Consider the following 22,348-nt stretch of genomic DNA (forward strand, 5'->3'; position numbering starts at 1 on the left):
GTCGCCATATTGGCCCGTTTACACTATGGAGAACTTCAACACTGGTCGGGGAATGAACTTGAACCGGGTTACAAAGCAGCTAAGTGTATCACGACTCTTCGGCATCATACTCGCGGCAGTACTGCTCGCCGCCTGTGCGTCGGAGCCCAACCCATCTTCCGCGGAGCCCGGCATGCCGTCGGCGTTCTCGGATCTGACCAAGAATGCCCAGTGGTATCTGGAGCAGGTGGATCCCGCCAAACCGGCTGAGGCCTTCACCTGGCAGGTGATGGCGGCGCGCAGTTATCTGGCGCTCGGCCAGGCCAAACCGGCCGCAGCCCTGTATCAACAGTTGCAGAAGCAGGCCGGCAACCCGGTGCAGCAGGCACAACTGCAACTGCTGCAGGCGCACCTCTTGCTGGCCCAGGGCAATGCCAACCAGGCGCTGATCCTGCTGGAAGGCAAGCCGGAAGTGGCCCTCGATGCCGATACCCAGAAGGATTGGTATCGCCAGCGGGTGGTGCTGCAACTGGACATCAACAACAAGTTTGGTGCGGCCAAGTCGCTGATCCTGCTGGAGCCTTACCTGGCCAAGAATGAGCTGGCCACCAACCACCAGCAGATCTGGTCACTGCTGAAAAGCATGACCCCCTCCACCCTGCAGGCGCTGGAAGAGGCGCCGGCCCCCGACGTGACCACTGGCTGGCTGCGACTGGCTGCACTGGTGAACGAGTTTGGCGCCCAGCCAAGTCAACTCGCGCGCCAGCTCGCAGGCTGGAAGCAGAGCTTCCCGAACCACCCGGCCCAGACTGACATGCCGGCTGGCCTCGGGGATCTCGCCACCACGGATACAGGTGCACTGCAGCAGGTCGCCGTCTTCCTGCCCCTCTCCGGCAACCTGGAGGCGCAGGGCGCCGCCATCCGCAACGGCATGCTGATGTCCTACAAGGAGAATCAGGGGCAATTCACCCTGAACTTCTATGACACTCAGGGCAAGGCGATGGGGGATCTCTACAAGCAGGCGATCCAGGAGGGGACCAACATGATCATTGGCCCGCTGCTGAAAGATCAGGTCGAGGAACTGCTCAAGGCCAACCCGGCCGTGCCGGTGCTGGCGCTCAACGAGCTGGACAAGCCCGTCATCAACGACAACACCTTCTACTTCTCCCTCTCCGCCGCCGCTGATGCGAGCCAGGCCGCCCAGTACCTCTATGGTCAGGGTTACCGCAAGCCGCTGCTGATCGCGGCGCAAGGCCGGATTGGCTACAGCAGCATCAAGGCATTCGAGCAGGCCTGGGCCGGCGTCAGCCAGGAGAAGCCCGTGGTCGCCACCTTCGGGGCGCGCAACGAGGTGCAGGGCATGGTCAAGAATGCCCTGAGCGGTCGTTCCACCGCCCGGGCCGGGGAGATAGTGCAGCTCTCTGATGCGGCGCCGCGCAGCATAGATGCCGTCTATGTGGTGGCCAACAGCCTGGAGACCCGGATGATAAAGCCCTATGTGGACATCTCGGTCAATCCCATGGGCAGCCTGCCCATCTACAGCAGCTCGCGAGGCTATGACAGCGGAGCGACCGAGGTGGCTTCCGAACTCAACGGCATGCACATCTCCGACATGCCGCTGCTGCTGGGAGGCTATGAGCAGCAACGGGAACAGATCGCCCTGCTCTGGCCACAGACCCAAGGTGACCTGCTGCGCCTGTTTGCCCTCGGCTACGATGCGGTCAGCCTGGCTAGCAACCTGCCGCAGATGCGCAAGCTCAATGCCATGCAGCAACCGGGCATGAGCGGGCAGCTGAGCGTGGATCCCCAGGGCAACATAGTGCGCATGCTGGACTGGGCCACCTACCAGAATGGCAAGCTGGTCAGCGACAGCGCCGTGCCCCAGCTGGAGGACACCACCCATGAAGAGGCTACTGGCACAACTGCACCAGCAGTGGTTGAACCTGTTGCCGTCGGCAGCGACGAGCAAGGGACAGCACTTTGAGCAAGTAGCGGAACGCTGGTTGCAGGCCCGCGGCCTGCAACCCGTGACCCGCAACTACTGCTGCCGTGGTGGTGAAATAGATCTCGTCATGCGCCAGGGGGATACCCTGGTGTTTGTCGAGGTCAGATATCGCGCTCGGGCCAGCCATGGCGGAGCCGCCAGCTCGGTCACCCGGCGCAAACAGCACAAGATCGTGCTGGCCGCGCGCCACTATTTCAAGCAACATGCCATCAACGAGGCCAGCCAGGCCTGCCGATTCGATGTGATCGCGTTCGAGGGCGACCAGCCAGACTGGATCCAGAACGCTTTTTAAGAGGACCCCATGACTGATCCCATCAAAGAGAATTACACCGAAAGCATCCAGACCAAGATAGCCGCCGCCGAGGCGCTGCCGGACGCCATCCACACCGCGGCCCAGATGCTGACCATCTGCCTGCTCAATGGCCACAAGGTCATGGCATGCGGCAATGGCCCCTCCTCGGCCCTGGCACAGCTGTTCATCTCCGAGCTGGTCAACTGCTACGAGACGCCACGCCCCTCCCTGCCCGGCCTGGCCCTGACCCCCGACATGGCCACCATCAGCGCCATCGCCACCGATCACGGCTTCGAAGAGGTCTATGCCAAGCAGATCAGGGCTCTGGGTCAACCCGGCGACATCCTGGTGGTGCTCACCACCACGGGTAACAGCCGCAGCCTGATCAAGGCCGCTGAGGCGGCACTCTCCCGCGACATGACCATCATAGTGCTCGGTGGGGGCGACGGTGGTGAGATAGCCGGCCTGCTCGGGCCCAATGACGTGGAGATCCGCGTGCCATCCGCCCGCCGTCCTCGCATTCTGGAAGTGAATCTGTTGACCCTGCACTGCCTCTGTGATCTCATCGACCAGACACTTTTCCCGCAACAGGAAGATTGAAACCATGAAGAAGCCTATTCTCGCACTCGCCCTGCTGACCGGCGCCCTGCTGCTGCAAGGCTGTGCCGCCGTGGTAGTGGGTGGCGCAGCCGGTACCGCCAAGGCGACCGGGGATCGCCGCACCCTGGGTGCCCAGTGGGACGATCAGACCATAGAGCTGAAAGCGGCCAATCTGCTGGCCGACAACAAGTCGCTGAGTGCCTCCAGCAAGATCAGCGTCTACAGCAACAACGGCCGTGTCTTGCTGGTCGGTCAGACACCGTCTGACGCTTACAAGCAGGAAGCGGGCAAGATTGTGGGCCGGATCGAAGGGGTTCGTCATGTCTACAATGAACTGCGTCTCGGCAAGCCGGTGAGCATAGGGGTACGCAGCAACGATACCTGGATCACCTCCAAGGTACGGGCCGACATGCTGGGCACCAAGAACTTCGACAGCACCAAGGTCAAGGTGGTCACCGAGAACAGCGAGGTGTTTCTCATCGGCCTGGTGACCCGTCAGGAAGGGGATCAGGCAGTGGAGATCGCCCGCCACGTCAGCGGGGTCAAGCAGGTTATCAAGGCCTTCGAATTTGCCCAGAACTAAGCGGGCAATGATGAGATAAAAAAACGCAGCCAGTTGGCTGCGTTTTTTATTTGATGACTTTCAGGGTCGGACGACCGGTCGGGCGCGGTGGCTCCGGCTCGGGTTCTACCGGCGCCTCGGCCTGCTCCAGCCAGAGATCGTAGCCCGGCTCAGGCGGGAACAGGGTTCCCACGCCGTTTTCCCTGGCATGAATGGCCAATATGGCCGCCATGGGAATGTAGACCTGCTGTGACACGCCGCCGAAGCGGGCGCTGAAACTGACGGCATCATTATCCATGTGGAACTGGCCCACGGCCCGAGGCGCTATGTTCAGGACGATCTGCCCATCCTGCACGAACTGCATCGGCACCATCACATGGGGGATATTGGCATTGACCACCAGATGCGGGGTCAAGTCGTTATCCAGCAACCAGTCAAAAAACGCCCGCAACAGATAGGGGCGACTGGGTGTCATGGTCGGTTCCATACTACTCATACGCTGGCACGGATCTCGCGTTCAGCCTCGGTCAGGGAGGCCTGGAAGGATTCACGTTCGAACAGACGGACCATGTAAGCCTTCAGCTCTTTGGCACCGCGACCGGTGAAGTCGATGCCCAGGCTCGGCAGACGCCACAGCAGCGGAGCCATGTAGCAGTCAACCAGACCAAACTCTTCGCTCATGAAGTAGGGCATTTCACCGAAGATCGGCGCTATGGCCAGCAGGTTGTCACGCAGCTCGGCACGGGCAGCTTCGGTATCGGTGCCCGCCATGATCTTGTCGGCCAGCGAGTACCAGTCCAGCTCGATGCGATGCATCATCAGACGGCTGTTGCCGCGAGCCACTGGATAGACAGGCATCAGGGGCGGGTGCGGGAAGCGCTCGTCCAGATACTCCATGATGATGCGCGAGGTGTACAACGCCAGCTCGCGATCCACCAGAGTCGGTACAGTGTTGTACGGGTTCAGCTCGGCCAGCTCGTCCGGCAGGTTGCTCGGGTCAACCTGGCAGATATCCACGCTAACACCCTTCTCCGCCAGGACAATACGCACCTGATGGCTGAACATATCGTTGGCACCGGAAAACAGCGTCATTACCGAACGCTTATTGGCAGCTACAGCCATTGAACCCTCCCGTCATTAAAAAGCAGAAACGGCAATGAAGCATCTTGATCTCCATTGCCGTGCGTCATATTACTCCGATCTGGTCGCTTAGTGAACGTCGCGCCAGAATTCCTTCTTCAACAGCACAGTGAAGATGAAGAAGATTGCGATGAAACCTAGCACCCAGAAGCCCATGCGTTCGCGCTCCTGCTGCACCGGCTCAGCCGAGTAGACCAAGAAGTTTACCAGATCCAGTACCGTCTGATCATATTCTTCGTTGTTCATTTCACCATTGCCGTCAGATTTGATGCTGACGACTTGCTGCATCTCCACTCCATCCAGGGTGTGCGTCTCGAACTCGGCACGGGGAGTCCCCTGCAACGGCTCCAATACGTGGGGCATGCCCACGGACGGGAAGACTGCATTGTTCACACCGAACGGCCGGGTTTCATCCACATAGAAAGAACGCAGATAGGTGTATATCCAGTCGGCGCCCCGCACCCTGGCCACCAGGGTCAGATCCGGTGGCGGCGCCCCGAACCAGCGCGCCGCATCCTTCTCGGACATGGCGCTCTTCATCAGATCGCCAATCTTGGCACCGGTGAAGACCAGGTTCTCCCTCATCAGCTCTTCCGGAATGCCGATGTCGGCGGCAACCCGGTTATAGCGCTGATATTGGGTGGAATGGCAGCCGGCGCAGTAGTTCATGAAGGTCGCGGCCCCCCGTTGCAGGGATGCCTTGTCACTCAGATCGTACTCTGCCTTGTCGAGGGGGAAGCCACCGCCAGCGGCCAATACCAGACCGGGTAGCAGGGCCAGTACTGCAAAAATTATTCTTTTCATTTGAATGTCACCCTCTCCGGCAGCGGCTTGGTGTTCTCATTCTTGCTGTAGAAGAACAACAGGATGAAGAACCCGAAATAACCCAGAGTGCAGAGCTGCGCGATCAGCGTCAGCATAGGCGTCGATGGCAGAACGCCCAGCACACCCAGGATGACGAAGCAGACAACGAACTGGGCGATGTTCAGCTTGTGCAGGGTGCTGCGGTAGCGTACCGAACGCACCTTGCAGCGATCCAGCCAGGGCAGCAGGAAGAGCACGACTATGGAGAGCCCCATCATGATGACCCCCAGCAGCTTGTCCGGCACTGCGCGCAAGATGGCGTAGAAGGGGGTGAAGTACCAGACAGGGGCTATGTGCGCCGGCGTCTTCAGCCCGTTCGCCACTTCAAAGTTCGGTTTCTCGAGGAAATAGCCCCACATATCCGGCTTGAAGAAGATGATGGCGCAGAACAGGAACAGGAAGCCCGCCACCCCTATCATGTCCTTCACAGTGAAGTAGGGATGGAATGCCACCGCATCCAGCGGCCAGCCTTTCTCATCCTTGTGCTTCTTGATATCGATGCCGTCCGGGTTGTTGGAGCCCACTTCGTGCAACGCCAGTATGTGCATGGCAACCAGCATCACCAGCACCAGCGGCAAGGCGATCACGTGCAGCGCGAAGAAGCGGTTCAGGGTAGCCCCAGAGATGACGTAATCACCCCGGATCCACAGGGTCAGATCGTCACCTATGACCGGAATGGCGCCAAACAGCGAGATGATGACCTGGGCCCCCCAGAACGACATCTGTCCCCAGGGCAGCAGGTAACCCATGAAGGCTTCGGCCATCAGCACCAGGAAGATCAGCATGCCGAAGATCCACAGCAGCTCGCGCGGCTTCTGATAGGAGCCGTAGATCATGCCGCGAAACATGTGCAGATAGACCACAACGAAGAAGGCGGAGGCGCCGGTGGAGTGCATGTAGCGCAGCAGCCAGCCGTAGTCCACGTCCCGCATTATGTATTCCACGGAGGCAAAGGCCCCCTCCGCCGACGGGTTGTAGTTCATGGTGAGCCAGATGCCGGTGATGATCTGGTTGACCAGCACCAACATGGCAAGGGAACCGAAGAAGTACCAGAAGTTCAGGTTCTTGGGAGCCGGATACTTGGCCATGTGGTCGTTGTACATGGCCGTGAGCGGGAAACGATCGTCAATCCAGCCCATGATTTTGGCAAACATGGTCAGGCCTCCTTGCCATCGGCACCGACCAGAATGGTGGTGTCGCTAAGAAATTGGTATGGCGGAATGACCAGGTTCAGCGGTGCGGGCACGCCCTGGAACACTCGACCGGCCATGTCGAACTTGGAACCATGGCATGGGCAGAAGAAGCCGGAGGTCACCCCTTGCACCTGCTCGCCGAAGCTGTCCGGCAGGTAGGAGGGGGAGCAGCCCAGATGGGTACAGATACCGACCGCCACGAAGATCTCCGGCTTGATGGATCTGTAGCCGTTGTGGGCATAGTCCGGCTGCTGTGGCTCATCGGAGGCGGGATCGCGCAGTTTGTCATCGTGCGTGGCCAGGGCATCCAGGGTCTGCTTGGTGCGCTTCACCACCCAGACCGGCTTGCCGCGCCACTCGACGCGGATCAGCTGACCCGGCTCCAACTTGCTGATATCCACCTCTACCGGTGCCCCGGCCGCTTTGGCTTTGGCACTCGGATTCCATGACTTTATAAACGGCACTGCGGTAAAAGCAGCTCCTACACCGCCAACGGCAACCGTTGACCAGGTAAGAAATCTGCGGCGACCGGTATCAACTGGCGCATTGCTCATCCAAAAACTCTCCCATGTGGACTCCGCTCATTCTTATAGTGTCCCCGTTTCCTATCTCCTCTCCCTCTGACAACTGCGGCGGAAGCGGAGTGGCAATTGACACAGAAAGACCATGGAAATTTTAAAGAAAAGATAACAATTTGACAAGAAAGAGAAGCGATGGGCAAAAACAATAAACACACAAATTTTTGTCTTTTGTGACGTATGGTTAGCATTGGCCTATGTAATATTACCAATAAAAAAAGCCTGGCACATGGCCAGGCTTTTTTGACACTCGTGAGAGTGCGTACCAAAAGCGAATTAACGCTTGGAGTACTGCGGACGCTTACGCGCTTTGTGCAGACCGACTTTCTTACGCTCAACCTTACGGGCATCGCGAGTAACAAAGCCAGCTTTACGCAGTTCGCCACGCAGGGTCTCGTCGTACTGCATCAGAGCACGAGTGATACCGTGACGGATCGCACCAGCTTGACCGGAGATGCCACCACCGTTAACGGTGATGTACAGATCCAGTTTCTCGGTCATCTCAACCAGTTCCAGCGGCTGACGAACTACCATACGAGCAGTCGGACGGCCGAAGTATTGCTCCAGGGAGCGCTGGTTGATTACGATTTTACCGCTACCCGCTTTGATAAAGACGCGAGCAGTGGAGCTTTTGCGACGGCCGGTACCGTAGTATTGATTTTCTGCCATGTTGCCAGTTCCCGTTAGATATCCAGTACTTGAGGTTGCTGAGCAGCATGAGCGTGCTCTGCGCCTGCGTAAACTTTCAGCTTACGGAACATGGCACGGCCCAGCGGACCCTTCGGCAGCATGCCCTTGACGGCAGCTTCGATTACCATTTCCGGCTTGCGCTGAATCAGCTTGTCAAAGCTGATGGACTTGATACCACCCGGGAAACCGGAGTGAGAATGGTACATTTTGTCGGTAAATTTCTTACCGGTTACGTGTACCTTCTCAGCGTTTACAACGATGATGTAATCACCGGTGTCAACGTGCGGAGTGTATTCAGCTTTGTGCTTACCACGCAGACGAGCAGCGATCTCGGTTGCGATACGACCCAGAGTTTTACCTTCTGCGTCCACAATGTACCAGTCACGTTTTACGGTTTCTGGCTTGGCAACGAAAGTTTTCATTAAGTTAAACCCAATTACCTGTTACAGACCCAATTGCTTATGGGGGCTCTCCCACAAACAACAAACGATGGCCTACCTGTACCCCTTCGAATACAAGTAAAGCTTAAAGTGTTGCTGTCTTATCGACAGCTGTAACGTGGGCCGGGCGATTATAAGTGAAGTTGCCTTAAATATCACCTGCTAATTTCACTGCCATGAAGCTAGCAAATGTCGCCCGGCCCTACCTGCCGCAGATGCCCATCCGACTGGCAGGCGCAGTATTGTGACTAAGGAAGGTGCACTCTTGCAAGGTATTCGTGCGATTGCATTTCCTGAAGCCGCGAAAGACAGCGCTTGAATTCGAAATTCAGCAGGCCATCTCCGTAGAGCGCGGCCATGGGCACCGCCGCCGACAGAATGAGTTTGACGTGCCGCTCATAGAACTCGTCCACCATGGCGATGAAACGGCGCGCCGCATCGTCCGTGCCTGTGCCCATGGGCTGCACGTTGGCCAGCAGGACGGTGTGAAACTCCCGGGCCAGCTCTATGTAGTCCCCCTGGGATCGCGGGGTGCAGCAGAGTTGCTCGAACTCCATATAAAGCACCCCTTCCCCCATGCCCAGCGCGTTCAGTTGACGATGGTTGATCTCCAGCGTGGCGGCCGCGATCTGCCCCAGCCCGGTCAGTTGCCCAAAATAGCGGTCCAGATTGGACTTGGCCTGCTGATCCAGCGGGAAGTGATAGATTTCCGCCTGCTCCAGGGTGCGCAGCCGGTAGTCGACGCCACCATCCACATTGAGTACCTCGCAGTGGTGCTCTATGAGGGCGATGGCAGGCAGGAAGCGGGCTCGCTGCAGCCCATTGCGATAAAGGTCCCGGGGCGGGATGTTGGAGGTGGCCACCAGCACAACGTCATGACCGAACAGCTCCTGGAACAGGGTGCCCAGCAGCATGGCATCCGTGATGTCGGAGACGAAAAACTCGTCAAAGCAGATGATGTCTGTCTCGCCGGCCAGCTTGCTGGCGATGAGCTTGAGCGGATCGGCCTGACCGGTCAGCCCCTTGAGTTCATCGTGCACCCGATGCATGAAACGGTGGAAGTGGACGCGCAGTTTGCGCTCCCCCGGCAGGCTGTCGAAAAAAGTATCCATCAGCCAGGTCTTGCCTCTGCCCACTCCGCCCCACATATAGAGACCCAGGATGGGCTCGCGGGCTTTCGGCTTTTGCAGCCAGCCCAGCAGGCCACGGGATCTGGTCGGAGTCGGGCTGGCGCACAAATCCTGATAGAGTCGCTCCAGGCGGGTCACGGCCATCGCCTGGGCCGGGTCGGCCAAAAAGCCGGGACGCTGCAAATCCTGCTGGTATTTTTGCTGCGGGGTCATCCTGTAAACCGCCTCCAAGTCCCTGAATGAGGGACAAAATGGTATCACGCTCTCGGGGTGCACGGTATAGTGCCAACGAGGCATCGCGGTCAATCCGGCCGCCTCAAACTCATCGATTTAGCTGTAACAAGGAGCTTCTATGACTCTGTTAAACGGGATCCTGCTGGCGGTAGCCGCCCTGATCATCGGCGTGTTGATCGGCCGTTTCACTGTCCGCAGCCGGGATGCCGGGCGCCTGGAACAGGAGCTGAAAAAGGCTCACAAGGAGCTGGAAAGCTACCAGGGCCAGATCACCACCCACTTCGCCGACAGCGCCGCCCTGATGGAGCAGTTGGCCGATCAATACCAGACCCTCTATCGCCACATGGCCGAACAGAGCAAGTTCCTCGCCAAGGCGCAGGAGCCCTTGTTCCGCGAACCTCAGGTGGAAGAAGGCAACGCTGACTCCGCCAACGAGGAGCCGGGCCAGCCGCCCCGTGACTACGCCGGGGCCTCCGGCCTGCTCAAGCAGCCCGGTTAGCCTCTGGTGGAACTAATTACGCCTTATCGTGGTCAGACCTTGACGATTGCATTGCAACTTTTTCTGGGAGCTGTTTCTCATATGCGTAAATCTCTTTCTGTATTCAGTGTGTTAGCCCTCAGTGTCGGTATCGCCCTGTCAGCAGCGCCGGCACAAGCCGCCCTGCCCCTGATGGGCAACAGCCAGGAGATGCCGAGCCTGGCCCCCGTCCTCGAGCAGGTAACCCCTGCCGTGGTCAACATCTCCGTCTCTGGCAAGAAGATCACCCGCCAGCGCCTGCCGGAACAATTCCGCTTCTTCTTCGGCCCCAACATGCCCGATGAGCAGGTGAGCGAGCAGCCCTTCCAGGCCCTTGGCTCCGGCGTCATCATAGATGCCAAGAAGGGCTACGTGATCACCAACGCCCACGTGGTCCACGAGGCGGACGAGATCAAGGTCAACCTGAAAGACGGTCGCGAATACGCGGCCAAGAAGATAGGTGAAGACAAGCAGTCCGACATCGCCCTGCTGCAAATCAAGGCGGAGGACCTGGTGCAGATCAAGTTCGCCGACTCGGACGAGCTGCGGGTCGGTGACTATGCCCTGGCCATCGGCAACCCCTTCGGCCTGGGTCAGACCGTCACCTCGGGTATCGTCAGCGCCCTGGGCCGCAGCGGCCTCAACATCGAGAACCTGGAGAACTTCATCCAGACCGATGCGGCCATCAACTCGGGCAACTCAGGTGGTGCCCTGCTCAACCTGCGTGGGGAGCTGATCGGCATCAACACCGCCATCCTGGGCCCGAACGGTGGCAACATCGGCATCGGCTTCGCCATTCCCTCCAACATGGTGCGCGACCTGTCCGAGCAGATCGTGAAATACGGTGAAGTGCGCCGTGGCCAGTTGGGGATCACCGGCACAGAGCTGACCACGGATATCGCCAAGTCCTTCGGCTACAACAAGAAGGATGGTGCCTTCGTCAACCAGGTCATGCCTGACTCCGCCGCCGCCAAGGCGGGCATCAAGGCCGGCGACATCATCATCAGCATAGATGGCAAGCCCATCCGCTCGTTCGGTGAACTGCGTGCCAAGATCGCCACCATGGGCGCCGACAAGCAGGTTGCACTCGGCCTCATCCGTGATGGCAAGGAGCAGACCGTCAAGGTCACCCTGAAGAAGGCTGATGACAGCGAGATCCTCGCCAGCGCCCTGCACCCGGCACTGGAAGGGGCCAAGCTCAGCACCACCTCGGATCCGGTGACCGGCGTAGCGGTGGCCGACATAGATCCGCGCTCCCCTGCCGCCGCCGCCGGCCTGCAGAAGGGCGACATCATCATCGGGGTCAACCGTCTGCGCATCAACTCCATGGATGAGCTGACCAAGGCCTTGAAGAACAAGCCGGAAGTCTTGGCGCTGAACATACAGCGCGGCGACTCCTCGCTCTATTTGGTGATCCGTTAAGTCCCTCACACCCGCGGCAACCGCCGCGGGTGATTTTTATCCACCGATAATGTTATTCTCTGCGCGCAGCATGTACGGACGAGAATGACATGAAAATCCCACCTTTGATCAGTTACTTGGGCAAGTCTGTCGGCTTTGGCCTCACCGTGGCTGCGCTCCTGCTGCTGCTGTTCCCCAGTTTTCGGGGCGGCGCCCCCTTGCCGGGTCTCATCACCAATGCCCGCGAGCTGAGTTTCTCCTATGCCGCCCACCGCGCCGGCCCTGCCGTCGTCAACATCTACACCCGCAGTTTCGCCGGCAATCGCGGCGAGAAGGCAGAGCTGAGGCCACAGGGGCTGGGCTCAGGGGTCATCATGAACCAGCGCGGTCATGTGCTGACCAACTACCACGTCATCGCCGATGCAGACCAGATCATAGTCGCGCTACAGGATGGCCGGGTATTCAGCGCCGAGCTGGTCGGCACCGACAAGCTGACCGATCTCGCCGTGCTCTACATAGAGTCGGACAACCTGCCGGTGATACCGCAGGATCCGGAGCGGCTGCCGGACGTGGGCGATGTGGTGCTCGCCATCGGCAACCCCTACAACGTCGGCCAGACCATCACCCAGGGCATCATCAGTGCCACCGGCCGCATCGGTCTCTCCAGCATGGGACCGGACAGCAACGGCCGGCAGGATCTGCTGCAGACCGATGCCGCCATCAACGAGGGCAACTCGGGTGGCGCCCTGGTCAATGGCCGTGGCGATCTGGTGGGCATCAACACCGCCGCCTACCACCTCAATGGCAACCAGGAGAGCTACGGCATCAGCTTCGCCATCCCCTACAAGCTGGCCAAGCGGATCATGGACGAGCTGATCGCCAATGGCCGTGTCATTCGCGGCTACCTCGGCATCTCCAGCGTCGAGATCAACCCCATAGTCGCGCGCATGATGAATCTCGGGGATCTACAGGGTCTGGTGGTGGAGAGTCTGGATCCCGACGGTCCGGCCACCAAGGCCGGCCTCAGACGCGGGGATGTGCTGCTCAAGATCAACGGCGAAGCCATCAGCGGCGTGCGCCCCGTGATGGACAAGATCGTCGAGAGCCGCCCCGGCACCAAGCTGACCATCTCGGTGATCCGCAATGGAAAGCCTCTGGACGTCGACGTCATCATAGAGGAAGACGTGCGCTACCAGAATCTGCCCACCAGCAGCGCATCACCCGCCAGCTGACGGCAAGGGAACCAACAGAGGGGCCATCAGGGCCCCTTTTTCGTGCCTCCTTCTCAGGCGGCGTGAGATGACTCACAGTTTCCACCGGCACACGACCGGGCGGCTGCGGGGTGAAACTGTGGCCCCGCTCACACAGTGCCGGGGTCAATCCCCTCCCTTTCCCCCTTGCCGCCACAAATTCGGCCTCTTTCGGGGCTTTTTGCCCGGAATTTCCATTTCAAATCGGAAAAACAGTGCCTCCTCCTGCTCTCATCCCCGTCTTAAGGTAATCCCATCCTTTCTGCCAGCCTTGGAGAGCAGACCTTGACTACCGACACTCATGACACAGCCCTGACCCCGAACAGCCCGGCGTTGCTGCGCAAGACAGATCTCACTCTGGCGCGCATCCACAGCCTGCTGGCGGATCAGGGCATCATCCCCAACGAGGTGCAGAAACAGATGCTCGCCTCCCACGTCAAGGCCATGGTGTGGCGCTCCCACAGCGGTGAAGCCCTGCCCGAGGTCGACCTCAGCCTGTTCGAGGAGATCTCCCCCCTCTCCCTGCGCCTCGCCGAACAAGTGGTCGGCTGGCTGGACAGGCTGGCCTATGAAGAGGCCCACCTCTTGTCCGTCCATTTCGAAGTTGCCAAAGAAAATGAACTCAGCTCAGTCAAAGGAGAAATCTAAATGTCAGCCATCAAACTCGTGATTGGAGATCGTCTCGGCAAGGGCCAGAAGGTAGGAGCAGGGGCAGAGGCAGCCGGCGCCACAGTGACCGTCATCCCCGGCATGGCCGCCGACATGAAGCTCGGTGATGTGATGAACAAGGAGCAGGCGGATCTCGGCATCTCCTTCTGCGGCAGCGGCGGCGCCGGCGCCATCACGGCCCAGACCAAGTACGGCTACAAGTGCCGCTACGGCATGCGCTCCGTCGAGGAGGGTGTGACCGCCATCAACGAAGGCTGCGTGGTGCTGGGCTTCGGCTTCATGGACAAGGAAGAGCTGGGTCAGAAGCTGGTCGAGGCCTTCGCCAAGAAACACGGGCGCGCCTGATGAAAGAGGACTTCACCACCCAGGTCATGGTCAACGGCAAGGGGGCGACCCGCCAGCAGGCGTTTGCCGCCGCCCTCGGTCAGGTGCAATCCAACCTGCTCAAGGACAACCCCAGAGTGATGCTGCGCATCGAGCCGCTCGAGGTCCGGGTGCTCAAGGCCGAGGAGTCGGTCCGGGTGGAGAAGTTCCTGTTCTTCTTCCTGCCGCGCCAGCGCCGCGAGTTCCGCGTCCAGCTGGAGATCTCGGTCAAGGTCAGCAGCCTGGATGTCGACAAGGTGGATTTCACCAGGGCGTAACCCCACAACCAAAAGGACATGTTGGATGTTTCTAATCATTTTGATGAAGTCACTCATCATCGGCGGCCTGGTGGGCGTCGGCGTGGGAGCCGGTGCGGCGCGGATGTTCCACGCCCCGACAGTACAGGGTATGGGTGCCTTCCGCACCCTGGGTGAGCTCAACTCCTGCGAAGGGGATCCCGCCTCCCACTTCTCGTTCGGTCTTGGCTTCTTCTTCAATGCCTGGGCCTCAACGGTCGCGGCAGGTGCCTTCACCCAGGACGTGGATCACCGCATCATCCCGCACTGGGCCACGGCCGCGCTGCTGTTCAAGAACCGGGATCTCGCCACTACCCTGCACGACCCGAAGAAGATGGCCATCGCCGGCGGCATCATAGGTGCCATAGTCGTCGCCTTCCTCAACAGCACGGCGGCGGCCGTGCCCGAGGCCCTGCAGGTCACTGCGGTCAAGGTGCTGGTGCCAGCCGCCAACCTGCTGGTCAACACCGTCATGCCGGTGATCTTCTGGCTGGCCGCCATAGAGGCGGGCAAGAAGTCCGGCTTCTGGGCCACCATCTTCGGCGGTCTGGCGCAGCTCATCATGGGCAACGCCGTGCCGGGCCTGGTACTTGGCATCCTGATCGGCAAGGGGGTCGAAGAGAGCGGCTGGAACCACGTCACCAAGGTGATGATGAGCGCCATAGTGCTGCTGTTCGTGCTGAGCGGCTTCTTCCGCGGCTTCGATATGAAACTGATTGAGTCCTTCCACCTGGGCATTCCCCTGTGGCTGGAAAACGTCCATCACCTGCTTGGCAGTAAATAAGGGACCACACCATGGATGAGAAACTGAGAAACAACTTCTGGTACGCCGACTGGTCCTTCCCCATCTTCGTCGGTCTGCTGTCGGCCGGGGTCTTTGCCGGGACCCACATGTTCTACCTGTACGGGGTCGGCGCCTTCAACGAGGTGGCCTTCGTCGCCATGCTGAAAGCCGGGATGGACACAGGTGCCTACGGCGCGGTCGCAGCCTTCGGTGCCAGCTTCCTGTTTGCCCGCATCATAGAGGGCTCCCTGGTGGGGATCCTGGACATAGGCGGTGCCATCCAGACCGGCGTCGGCCTGGGGGTTCCCGCCCTGCTGCTGGGTGCCGGCATCGTCTACCCGGTGGAGAACTTCGGCGCCTCCCTGGTCACCGGCATGGCCATAGGTCTGGCCATCGGCTACGTGATCATCCTGGCGCGCAAGTTCACCATCAACCAGAGCAACTCCACCTACGGGGCGGATGTGATGATGGGGGCTGGCAACAGCTCGGGCCGCTTCCTCGGCCCCCTGATCATCCTCTCCGCCATGGGGGCCTCCATCCCCATAGGGCTGGGTTCCCTGGCGGGAGCGCTGCTGTTCTACATCTGGGAGAAGCCCATCACAGGCGGCGCCATCCTGGGTGCCATGCTGCTCGGTACCTTCTTCCCCGTCGCCCTGGCCTAAGCCCCCGCCGCCCTTCGGGGCGGCATTTCAGAGGTCATCACCATGTATGACATGATCATCAGAGCGGGACGCCAGGGAAATGGCCAGCTCATCGACATCGCCATCCAGGACGGCAAGATAGCGGCGCTGGGGGCTCTACCAGCGTCCGCCGAGGCGAAGCGAACCCTCACGCTGGCCGGACAGGTTCATGTGAGCGCCGGCTGGATTGACGGCCACACCCACTGCTACCCCGCCTCCCCCATCTATCAGGATGAGCCGGACAAGGTAGGCGTCGAGTCCGGTGTCACCACCGTCATCGACGCAGGCAGCACCGGGGCCGACGATGTGGACAACTTCCAGCGCCTCGCCGCTGGCTGCAAGACCCGGGTCCATGCCCTGCTCAACATCTCCCGCATCGGCCTGCTGCGCCAGAACGAACTGGCCAACCCCGCCGACATAGACCCTGAGCTGGCCAAGGCGGCCATTCGGCGTCACCCCTCCTTCATCGTCGGCATCAAGGCGCGGATGAGCGGCAGCGTGGTGGGCGAGAACGGCCTGCAGCCCCTGCGCATGGCTAAACAAATCCAGCGGGACAACGGCCAGCTGCCGCTCATGGTGCACGTGGGCAACACGCCGCCGGATCTCGACGAGATAGTCGCCCTGCTGGGAGACGGGGATCTGCTGACCCACTGCTTCAACGGTAAGCCCAACCGCATCCTGACCCCGGCGGGTGAGCTGCGGGTCGCGGTGCGCGAGGCGATGCAGCGGGGTCTGCGCCTCGACATCGGCCACGGCGGCGCCAGCTTCAGCTTCGAGGTGGCGGAGGCCGCCATCCGGCAAGGGATACTGCCTCACACCATCAGCTCGGACATCTACTGCAAGAACCGCATCAAGGGCCCCGTCTACAGCCTGGCTCACGTGATGTCGAAGTTTCTCGCCATCGGCATGACCCTGGAGCAGGTGATCGCCTGCGTCACCAGCCAAGCCGCCGATGCCCTGCGTCTGCCCGGCAAGGGACGACTCGAGGTGGGCGCCGATGCCGATCTGACCCTGTTCGAGGTCATGAGCGGCCCGACGCTCTTTACCGATACCGAAGCCGAGTCCCGCCACGGCGACCGGCAACTGCGCCCCCTCGCCGCCCTGGTCGGCGGTGACCTGGTTCTCACTCAATATGGACAATCCCACCATGCCTTCCGTGTATGAGAAATATCAGCTCAAACCCGTGATCAACGCCTCCGGGCGCATGACCATCCTCGGCGTCTCCACCCCGGAGCAGGAGGTGGTCGACGCGGTCAACTTCGGCCTTGGCCACTACTTCGAGGTCAAAGACCTGGTCAACAAGACAGGTGCCTACCTGGCCGGCCTGCTCGGCGTGGAAGACGCCGTGGTGGTCTCCTGCGCCAGTGCCGGCATAGCCCAGTCGGTGGCCGCCGTCATAGTACGCGGCGATCCCTACCGCCTCGAGCAGTTGCATGCCCATGCCCACGGGGTGCCAAGCGAGATAGTGCTGCCCAAGGGTCACAACGTGAACTTCGGCGCGCCGGTCGGCACCATGGTCAACCTGGGGGGCGGCAAGGTGGTAGAGGCCGGCTATGCCAACGAGTGCTCCCCCGCCCAGCTGGCTGCCGCCATCAACCCCGATACCGCCGCCATCCTCTACATCAAGTCCCATCACTGCGTGCAGAAGAGCATTCTGTCAGTCTCTGAGGCGGCCGAAGTGGCCAGGAACCACCAGTTGCCGCTCATCGTCGATGCGGCGGCGGAAGAGGATCTGCGCCTCTATTACCAGCAAGGGGCGGATCTCGTCATCTACAGCGGCGCCAAGGCCATCGAAGGGCCCACCAGCGGCCTGGTGCTCGGCAAGCGTCAGTATGTGGAGTGGGTCAAGCAGCAGGCCAACGGCATAGGGCGCGCCATGAAGGTGGGCAAGGAGGGGATCCTCGGCCTGACCCACGCCATAGAGCGCTACCTGGAGAAAGAGCAGGAGAGCGGCGCCGCCATGGCCGCCAAGATGGCATCCTTCATCGAGCGCCTGAACCTGCTGCCCGGCGTTACCGCCCGGGTGGTGTGGGACAGTGCGGGGCGCGACATAGCCCGCACCGACATCGCCTTCGACCACGCTCAGATCGGCATGACGACGGTGCAACTGGTGGCTCGCCTGCAGCAGGGCAATCCGGCCATCTACTGCCGCGGCTACAAGGCCAACGAGGGGCACATCGAGATTGACGTGCGCAGCGTCAGCACGGCCCAACTAGACCAGATCCATTCCGCCATTGCCCACCTCGTTCAGGAGAACCGCTGATGTCCCTTGTTCCCAACTACTACCGTGATCGTGTCTGTCTCAATGTGCTGGCCGGGTCCAGACAGAATGCCGTCGACATCTATGAGGCGGCCGAGGGCCATGTACTGGTCGGCGTGCTCTCCAAGAACTACCCGGATGTGCCCTCCGCCGTTGCCGACATGCGGGAGTACGCCAGGCTTATCGACAACGCCCTCTCCATCGGTCTGGGGGCGGGGGATCCCCGCCAGTCCGCCATGGTGGCCGAGCTGGCTCGCCAGCTGCAACCCCAGCACGTCAACCAGGTGTTCACCGGAGTAGGCCCCAGCCGGGCGCTGCTGGGTCAGCCTCACAGCCTGGTCAACGGCCTTGTCTCCCCCACCGGCACCCCCGGCATGGTGAAGATCTCCACCGGCCCCCTCAGTGCCCAGCAGCCGGACGGGATTGTGCCCATCGATACCGCCATCGCCCTGCTCAAGGACATGGGCGGCAGCTCGGTCAAGTTCTTCCCCATGGGAGGCCTGGCCTGCCGCGACGAGTATCAGGCGGTGGCCGAGGCTTGTGCCCGTCACGGCTTCTGGCTGGAACCCACCGGCGGCATCGATCTCGACAACTTCGAGGAGATAGTCCGCATCGCGCTGGAGGCCGGGGTCGAGAAGGTGATCCCCCACGTCTACAGTTCCATCATCGACAGCGAGAGCGGCCAGACCCGCCCCGAGGATGTGCGCACCCTGCTCGCCACGGTGAAAACGCTGCTGGCATAACGACCCCCGCAGGCACCGGTCCGATCACAGGCCGGTGTCTGGCTTGTTGATGATCCCCTTGTTAACATCGACCCTTTATTTCGCAACAGGAGTCTTGCCTCACCCCATGATCAAGCTGCCCCACCCCAGGCTCCATCAACTGCTGACCCAGCTCCATGCCGAACCACTGCCGCAGGAGGAGCTGGCCCGTCGCCTCAATGTCTCCACCCGCACGGTGCGCACCGACGTGGCGACCCTCAACGAGCTGATCGCCACCCAGGGCGCCCACCTGATCCACCAGCGAGGCACCGGCTATCAGCTCAAGATTTACAATCAGGGACTGTTTGATGCGCTGCTGGCGGCACAGGAGCAGGAGAGCAGCCTGCCGCGCACCAGTCGCGAGCGGGTGCTGCATCTGCAGATCCTGCTGCTGACGGCGGAGCAGGGGATCAAGCTCGACGAGCTGGCGGATACCTGGTATCTGAGCCGGGCGGCCCTGCAGGGAGACATGGCACAGGTGAGGGAGCGGCTCGCCCACTTCGGGCTCACCATAGAGAGCAAGCCACGGCTGGGTATGCGCATTCAAGGGAGCGAGACGGCGATCCGCGCCTGCCTGACCCAACTGCTGTGCCAGGAGCTGCTGCACAACCACCCGCTGCAGAGCCTGTTGCCCACCCTCTGCCCCAGCAAGACCCTGGAGGTCGTGGGCAACCACATCCACGATCAGCTCGGCCGCCATCAGTTGCGCCTCGCCGACGAGAGCCTGCAACAGCTCGCCATCTATTGCGCCGTCGCCCTGCTGCGTCAGGCGGCAGGCCACGAGCTGCGCCGGTTTGCCAGCGACGATATCACCCAGACCCTGGCCGCGGTGGCCCGCGACATCTATGCCGAGCTGCCGACCCTGACCCCGCCGGGGGAGGAGGAGATCGCCTGCCTCGCCATCCAGATCCAGGCCCGGCTCATTGCCGATACTCCCCAGCTCAGCCCGGCCATGGCCGCCGAGAGCGAGCAACTGGTGGAGCACCTGCTGGACTACATCCACCAGCACTACCCCTATGATCTGCGCGCCGACCCGCAGTTGCGGGCCGACCTGCAGACCCACATAGGTGCCATGCTGCTGCGGGTCAAATACCAGATAGGCAGCCACAACCCGCTGGCGGACCACATCAAGCAGTACTATCCCCTCGCCTACGACATCACCCTGGCCGCCATTTCGGAGTGGATAAGGCAGACCCCCTACCGGCTGACCCATCACGAGATAGGCTATCTGGTGATCCATATCGGGGTAGGCCTGGAGCGCCACTATGATATCGGCTACACCCGTCGCCCCCAGGCCATGCTCCTGTGCGATGCGGGCAACGCTACCTTCCGGGTACTGGAGGCGCGCATCCGGCGGGAGTACCCCCAACTGCAGCTGACCACTCTGGAGTCGGTACGGGATTACGAGGGACTGGCACAGATCGAGCAGGACTTTGTCATCAGCACCCTCAAGGTGAGCGAGAAGAACACCCCCGTAGTACAGGTCGCTCCCTTCCCGACCCAGTACCAGCTGGAGCAGCTCGGCAAGCTGGTGCTGATCGATCGCACCCGCCCCTACCTGCTGGACAAGTATTTCGATGCCGACCACTTCATGGTGGTCACAGAGCCGCTCACCCAGGCCGAACTATTTGCCCGTATCTGTGATCAGCTGGAGGCGGAAGAACTGGTGGAAAGCGGCTTCAGAGCCTCACTACAGGAGCGGGAGCGGATCGTCTCCACCATGTTGGGTGAAGGGATCGCCCTGCCCCACTCCCTCGGCCTGCTGGCCCGCCGCACCCTGGTCTATACAGTGCTGGCCCCTCAGGGGATCGACTGGGGCAATGGCGAGACCGCCACCCTCATCTTCGTGCTCGCCATCAGCAAGGCGGACTACGAGGAGGCCATGGGGCTCTACGATCTGTTTCTGGCGCTGATGAACGAAAAAGCCAGCAGGGCTCTGCTGGCTTGTCGGGATTTTTGCGACTTCAAGGCGCTGGCGCGCGCCGGATCATGACGGCAAGGGAGACGCCGCTCACTCCTCGTTGAAGCCCGAGGTGAACAGCGCAACCACGGCGGCCAGGGCCTCCACCTCTTCGGGGCCCTCGACCTGCACCTCCACCTGCTTGCCCTGGGCAGAGTCCAGCATCAGCAGGCCGATCACGCTGTCCGCATCGGCCTCGATACCGTCCTCGTTGCGCAGCAGCACATGGGCATCGAACCCCTGCACCAGCTCGAACAGCATCATGGCCGGTCTGGCATGGATTCCCAGCTTGTTTTTGACTTCTACCGAGGCGGAAACTGTCATCTGAACATCCTGTGGGTCTGTCAGGCTTGGGTGGAGCGCTTGTCCAGCGTGCGGTGACGGATCTGCACGTTCTTGCCAAGCAGTCGGAAGGTGCTGGCCAGCCGCTCGGCGATGAACACCGAACGATGTTGTCCGCCGGTACAACCTATGCCGACGGTCACATAGCTGCGATTGTTGCGCTCCAGGTGAGGCAGCCAGGTCACCAGCATGTTCTCTATCTGCTGGATGAACAGCATCACGTCCACCTGGGCCGAGAGGTAGTTGGCCACGGGCTCATCCTGACCGGTAAACGGCTTGAGCTCCGGGATCCAGTGGGGGTTGGGCAGGAAACGGGCATCGAACACGAAGTCCGCATCCTTGGGGATGCCGTATTTGAAGCCGAACGACTCGAACACCAGCACCAGCTCGTTCTCTTTCTTGCCGAGCACCCGGGTCTTGATGAGCTCGCTGAGGTCGTGGATGCTGAGGTTGGTGGTATCGATGCGCAGATCGGCGGTCGAGGATAGGGGCGCCAGCAGGTGGGTCTCTTCCCGAATCGCCTCATCCAGCGACAGCTGTTTGCGAGACAGGGGGTGCAGCCGGCGGCTCTCGCCATAGCGCTTGAGCAGGGTCCCGTTGTCTGCATCGAAGAAGAAGCTGGAGAACTCCACCCGCCCTTCGTTGCGCACCTGAGTCAGCAGGTTGTCCAGCTTGTCTGGCTGGGTCGGCAGATTGCGTACGTCTATGCTGACCGCCAGCTTGTCATACTGGCTCTCCACCGAGACGATCAGCTGGGGCAGCAGGTTGACCGGCAGGTTATCCACGCAGTAGTAACCCAGATCCTCCAGCACCCTCAGGGCCACCGTCTTACCGGAGCCCGAACGACCGCTTACCACTATTAACTGCATCTTGTCCCCTCACGCCAACGTGGCTGCGTCAGACCCGGCATCAGGCCGAGGTCATGATCTGATAGAGTTCTTCGTCGCTGGTCGCCTGGCGCAACTGGCGGCAGACGGCCTTGTCACCCAGCTTGGATGCCATCAGGGAAAGGGTCTTGAGATGCTGCTTGCACTCGCTTTCCGGCACCAGCAATGCAAAGAGCAGGTCAACCGGTTGATTGTCGATAGAATCGAAAGGGATGGGTTCGGAGAAGGTCATCAGCACGGCCGTCGGCGCAAAGGCGTCGTCGATCCGGCCATGGGGAATGGCGATACCGGCACCGATCCCGGTACTGCCCATCTTTTCCCGCGCCAGCAGGCTTTCAAACAGCACCTGGCGGGAGGCGCCGAGGCGCTCTGCGGCCAGCTCACTGATGATTTCGAGGGCGCGTTTCTTGCTGGTACAAGGGACCGCACTCTTGGTGCAGTCCCGACTCAGTATGTGTTCAAGTTGCATAG

At 61.0% G+C, this 22,348-nt stretch carries 27 protein-coding genes; 16 read left to right on the plus strand and 11 right to left on the minus strand.

All coding sequences use genetic code 11. From position 1 onward, the window contains the following. The first annotated feature begins 172 nt into the window (after positions 1–172). The 4 genes from AB5Y91_RS14885 to dolP are packed head-to-tail and all read left to right on the plus strand — an operon-like array spanning position 173 to position 3,459. A complete protein-coding gene (locus tag AB5Y91_RS14885) occupies positions 173–1,963 on the plus strand; it encodes a penicillin-binding protein activator (RefSeq protein ID WP_368170153.1) in 1,791 nt (596 codons plus the stop codon). Continuing rightward, a complete protein-coding gene (locus tag AB5Y91_RS14890) occupies positions 1,881–2,276 on the plus strand; it encodes a YraN family protein (RefSeq protein WP_368170154.1) in 396 nt (131 codons plus the stop codon). Before AB5Y91_RS14885 ends, AB5Y91_RS14890 begins: the two co-directional genes overlap by 83 nt. 9 nt (positions 2,277–2,285) lie before the next feature. Continuing rightward, positions 2,286–2,876 (plus strand): SIS domain-containing protein, encoded by a 591-nt coding sequence (locus AB5Y91_RS14895; protein ID WP_005331389.1) that lies wholly within the window; start codon positions 2,286–2,288, stop codon positions 2,874–2,876. Between the two features lie 4 nt (positions 2,877–2,880). After that, entirely contained in the window at positions 2,881–3,459 is a 579-nt protein-coding gene (dolP, locus tag AB5Y91_RS14900) for a division/outer membrane stress-associated lipid-binding lipoprotein (protein WP_106885641.1), read from the plus strand. Positions 3,460–3,505: 46 nt separating this feature from the next. On the opposite strand, the gene AB5Y91_RS14905 is transcribed toward dolP, so the two are convergent. The 8 genes from AB5Y91_RS14905 to zapE all read right to left on the minus strand — a co-directional run bounded on the left by AB5Y91_RS14905 (position 3,506) and on the right by zapE (position 9,686). Then, a complete protein-coding gene (locus AB5Y91_RS14905) occupies positions 3,506–3,913 on the minus strand; it encodes a ClpXP protease specificity-enhancing factor (protein ID WP_025328512.1) in 408 nt (135 codons plus the stop codon). Between the two features lie 17 nt (positions 3,914–3,930). After that, the gene (gene sspA / locus AB5Y91_RS14910; protein WP_025328513.1) at positions 3,931–4,560 is read right to left on the minus strand and encodes a stringent starvation protein SspA; all 630 of its coding nucleotides are present in this window, start codon (positions 4,558–4,560) and stop codon (positions 3,931–3,933) included. An 87-nt stretch (positions 4,561–4,647) separates the two neighbouring features. Next, positions 4,648–5,382 carry a cytochrome c1 gene (locus tag AB5Y91_RS14915; protein WP_025328514.1) on the minus strand — a complete coding sequence of 245 codons (735 nt, stop codon included), beginning with the start codon at positions 5,380–5,382 and terminating at the stop codon, positions 4,648–4,650. Then, positions 5,379–6,596, minus strand: coding sequence for a cytochrome bc complex cytochrome b subunit (locus AB5Y91_RS14920; protein ID WP_368170155.1), 1,218 nt, complete (start codon positions 6,594–6,596; stop codon positions 5,379–5,381). Before AB5Y91_RS14920 ends, AB5Y91_RS14915 begins: the two co-directional genes overlap by 4 nt. 2 nt (positions 6,597–6,598) lie before the next feature. Continuing rightward, a complete protein-coding gene (petA, locus tag AB5Y91_RS14925) occupies positions 6,599–7,189 on the minus strand; it encodes a ubiquinol-cytochrome c reductase iron-sulfur subunit (RefSeq protein WP_025328515.1) in 591 nt (196 codons plus the stop codon). A 300-nt stretch (positions 7,190–7,489) separates the two neighbouring features. After that, positions 7,490–7,882: a 30S ribosomal protein S9 gene (gene rpsI, locus AB5Y91_RS14930; protein ID WP_005891084.1), complete on the minus strand. Its 393-nt coding sequence runs from the start codon at positions 7,880–7,882 to the stop codon at positions 7,490–7,492. A 14-nt stretch (positions 7,883–7,896) separates the two neighbouring features. After that, entirely contained in the window at positions 7,897–8,325 is a 429-nt protein-coding gene (gene rplM, locus AB5Y91_RS14935) for a 50S ribosomal protein L13 (protein WP_033132308.1), read from the minus strand. Positions 8,326–8,591: 266 nt separating this feature from the next. Then, positions 8,592–9,686, minus strand: a complete 1,095-nt coding sequence (gene zapE, locus AB5Y91_RS14940; RefSeq protein ID WP_368170156.1) for a cell division protein ZapE — start codon at positions 9,684–9,686, stop codon at positions 8,592–8,594. A 139-nt stretch (positions 9,687–9,825) separates the two neighbouring features. Here zapE and AB5Y91_RS14945 point away from each other — a divergent pair, with 139 nt between their 5' ends. The 12 genes from AB5Y91_RS14945 (at position 9,826) to AB5Y91_RS15000 (ending at position 20,681) form a co-directional block, all read left to right on the plus strand. After that, the gene (locus tag AB5Y91_RS14945) at positions 9,826–10,206 is read left to right on the plus strand and encodes a YhcB family protein (protein ID WP_106885638.1); all 381 of its coding nucleotides are present in this window, start codon (positions 9,826–9,828) and stop codon (positions 10,204–10,206) included. A gap of 81 nt (positions 10,207–10,287) precedes the next feature. Further along, the gene (locus AB5Y91_RS14950; RefSeq protein WP_106885637.1) at positions 10,288–11,646 is read left to right on the plus strand and encodes a Do family serine endopeptidase; all 1,359 of its coding nucleotides are present in this window, start codon (positions 10,288–10,290) and stop codon (positions 11,644–11,646) included. Between the two features lie 89 nt (positions 11,647–11,735). After that, the gene (gene degS, locus AB5Y91_RS14955) at positions 11,736–12,857 is read left to right on the plus strand and encodes an outer membrane-stress sensor serine endopeptidase DegS (protein WP_106885636.1); all 1,122 of its coding nucleotides are present in this window, start codon (positions 11,736–11,738) and stop codon (positions 12,855–12,857) included. Positions 12,858–13,160: 303 nt separating this feature from the next. Continuing rightward, positions 13,161–13,523, plus strand: coding sequence for a transcriptional regulator (locus tag AB5Y91_RS14960; protein ID WP_106885635.1), 363 nt, complete (start codon positions 13,161–13,163; stop codon positions 13,521–13,523). Further along, on the plus strand, positions 13,524–13,889 hold the full coding sequence (locus tag AB5Y91_RS14965; protein ID WP_106885634.1) for an SFCGS family glycine-rich protein: 366 nt from the start codon (positions 13,524–13,526) through the stop codon (positions 13,887–13,889). After that, positions 13,889–14,185 (plus strand): DUF4312 family protein, encoded by a 297-nt coding sequence (locus AB5Y91_RS14970; RefSeq protein ID WP_368170157.1) that lies wholly within the window; start codon positions 13,889–13,891, stop codon positions 14,183–14,185. Before AB5Y91_RS14965 ends, AB5Y91_RS14970 begins: the two co-directional genes overlap by 1 nt. 25 nt (positions 14,186–14,210) lie before the next feature. Continuing rightward, the gene (locus AB5Y91_RS14975; RefSeq protein WP_106885632.1) at positions 14,211–14,987 is read left to right on the plus strand and encodes a DUF4311 domain-containing protein; all 777 of its coding nucleotides are present in this window, start codon (positions 14,211–14,213) and stop codon (positions 14,985–14,987) included. 11 nt (positions 14,988–14,998) lie between these two features. Beyond that, positions 14,999–15,649: a DUF4310 family protein gene (locus tag AB5Y91_RS14980; protein ID WP_025328524.1), complete on the plus strand. Its 651-nt coding sequence runs from the start codon at positions 14,999–15,001 to the stop codon at positions 15,647–15,649. Between the two features lie 42 nt (positions 15,650–15,691). Further along, positions 15,692–16,831 carry an amidohydrolase/deacetylase family metallohydrolase gene (locus AB5Y91_RS14985; RefSeq protein ID WP_368170158.1) on the plus strand — a complete coding sequence of 380 codons (1,140 nt, stop codon included), beginning with the start codon at positions 15,692–15,694 and terminating at the stop codon, positions 16,829–16,831. Next, on the plus strand, positions 16,815–17,930 hold the full coding sequence (locus AB5Y91_RS14990) for a DgaE family pyridoxal phosphate-dependent ammonia lyase (RefSeq protein WP_368170159.1): 1,116 nt from the start codon (positions 16,815–16,817) through the stop codon (positions 17,928–17,930). Before AB5Y91_RS14985 ends, AB5Y91_RS14990 begins: the two co-directional genes overlap by 17 nt. Next, positions 17,930–18,670, plus strand: coding sequence for a KDGP aldolase family protein (locus AB5Y91_RS14995; protein WP_168235946.1), 741 nt, complete (start codon positions 17,930–17,932; stop codon positions 18,668–18,670). The genes AB5Y91_RS14990 and AB5Y91_RS14995 overlap by 1 nt, the downstream gene beginning before the upstream one ends. Positions 18,671–18,776: 106 nt before the next feature. Then, entirely contained in the window at positions 18,777–20,681 is a 1,905-nt protein-coding gene (locus tag AB5Y91_RS15000; protein ID WP_368170160.1) for a transcription antiterminator, read from the plus strand. An 18-nt stretch (positions 20,682–20,699) separates the two neighbouring features. Here AB5Y91_RS15000 and npr read toward each other — a convergent pair whose 3' ends face one another. The 3 genes from npr to ptsN are packed head-to-tail and all read right to left on the minus strand — an operon-like array spanning position 20,700 to position 22,346. After that, positions 20,700–20,972: a PTS phosphocarrier protein NPr gene (gene npr, locus AB5Y91_RS15005; RefSeq protein ID WP_005331359.1), complete on the minus strand. Its 273-nt coding sequence runs from the start codon at positions 20,970–20,972 to the stop codon at positions 20,700–20,702. A gap of 20 nt (positions 20,973–20,992) precedes the next feature. Continuing rightward, positions 20,993–21,859: an RNase adapter RapZ gene (gene rapZ, locus AB5Y91_RS15010; protein WP_205642594.1), complete on the minus strand. Its 867-nt coding sequence runs from the start codon at positions 21,857–21,859 to the stop codon at positions 20,993–20,995. Positions 21,860–21,899: 40 nt separating this feature from the next. After that, positions 21,900–22,346, minus strand: a complete 447-nt coding sequence (ptsN, locus tag AB5Y91_RS15015; RefSeq protein ID WP_010675870.1) for a PTS IIA-like nitrogen regulatory protein PtsN — start codon at positions 22,344–22,346, stop codon at positions 21,900–21,902. Positions 22,347–22,348 lie beyond the last annotated feature (2 nt).

Origin of the sequence: Aeromonas sp. R4-3, assembly GCF_040908275.1 — a bacterium.
Taxonomy (GTDB): domain Bacteria; phylum Pseudomonadota; class Gammaproteobacteria; order Enterobacterales; family Aeromonadaceae; genus Aeromonas; species Aeromonas rivipollensis.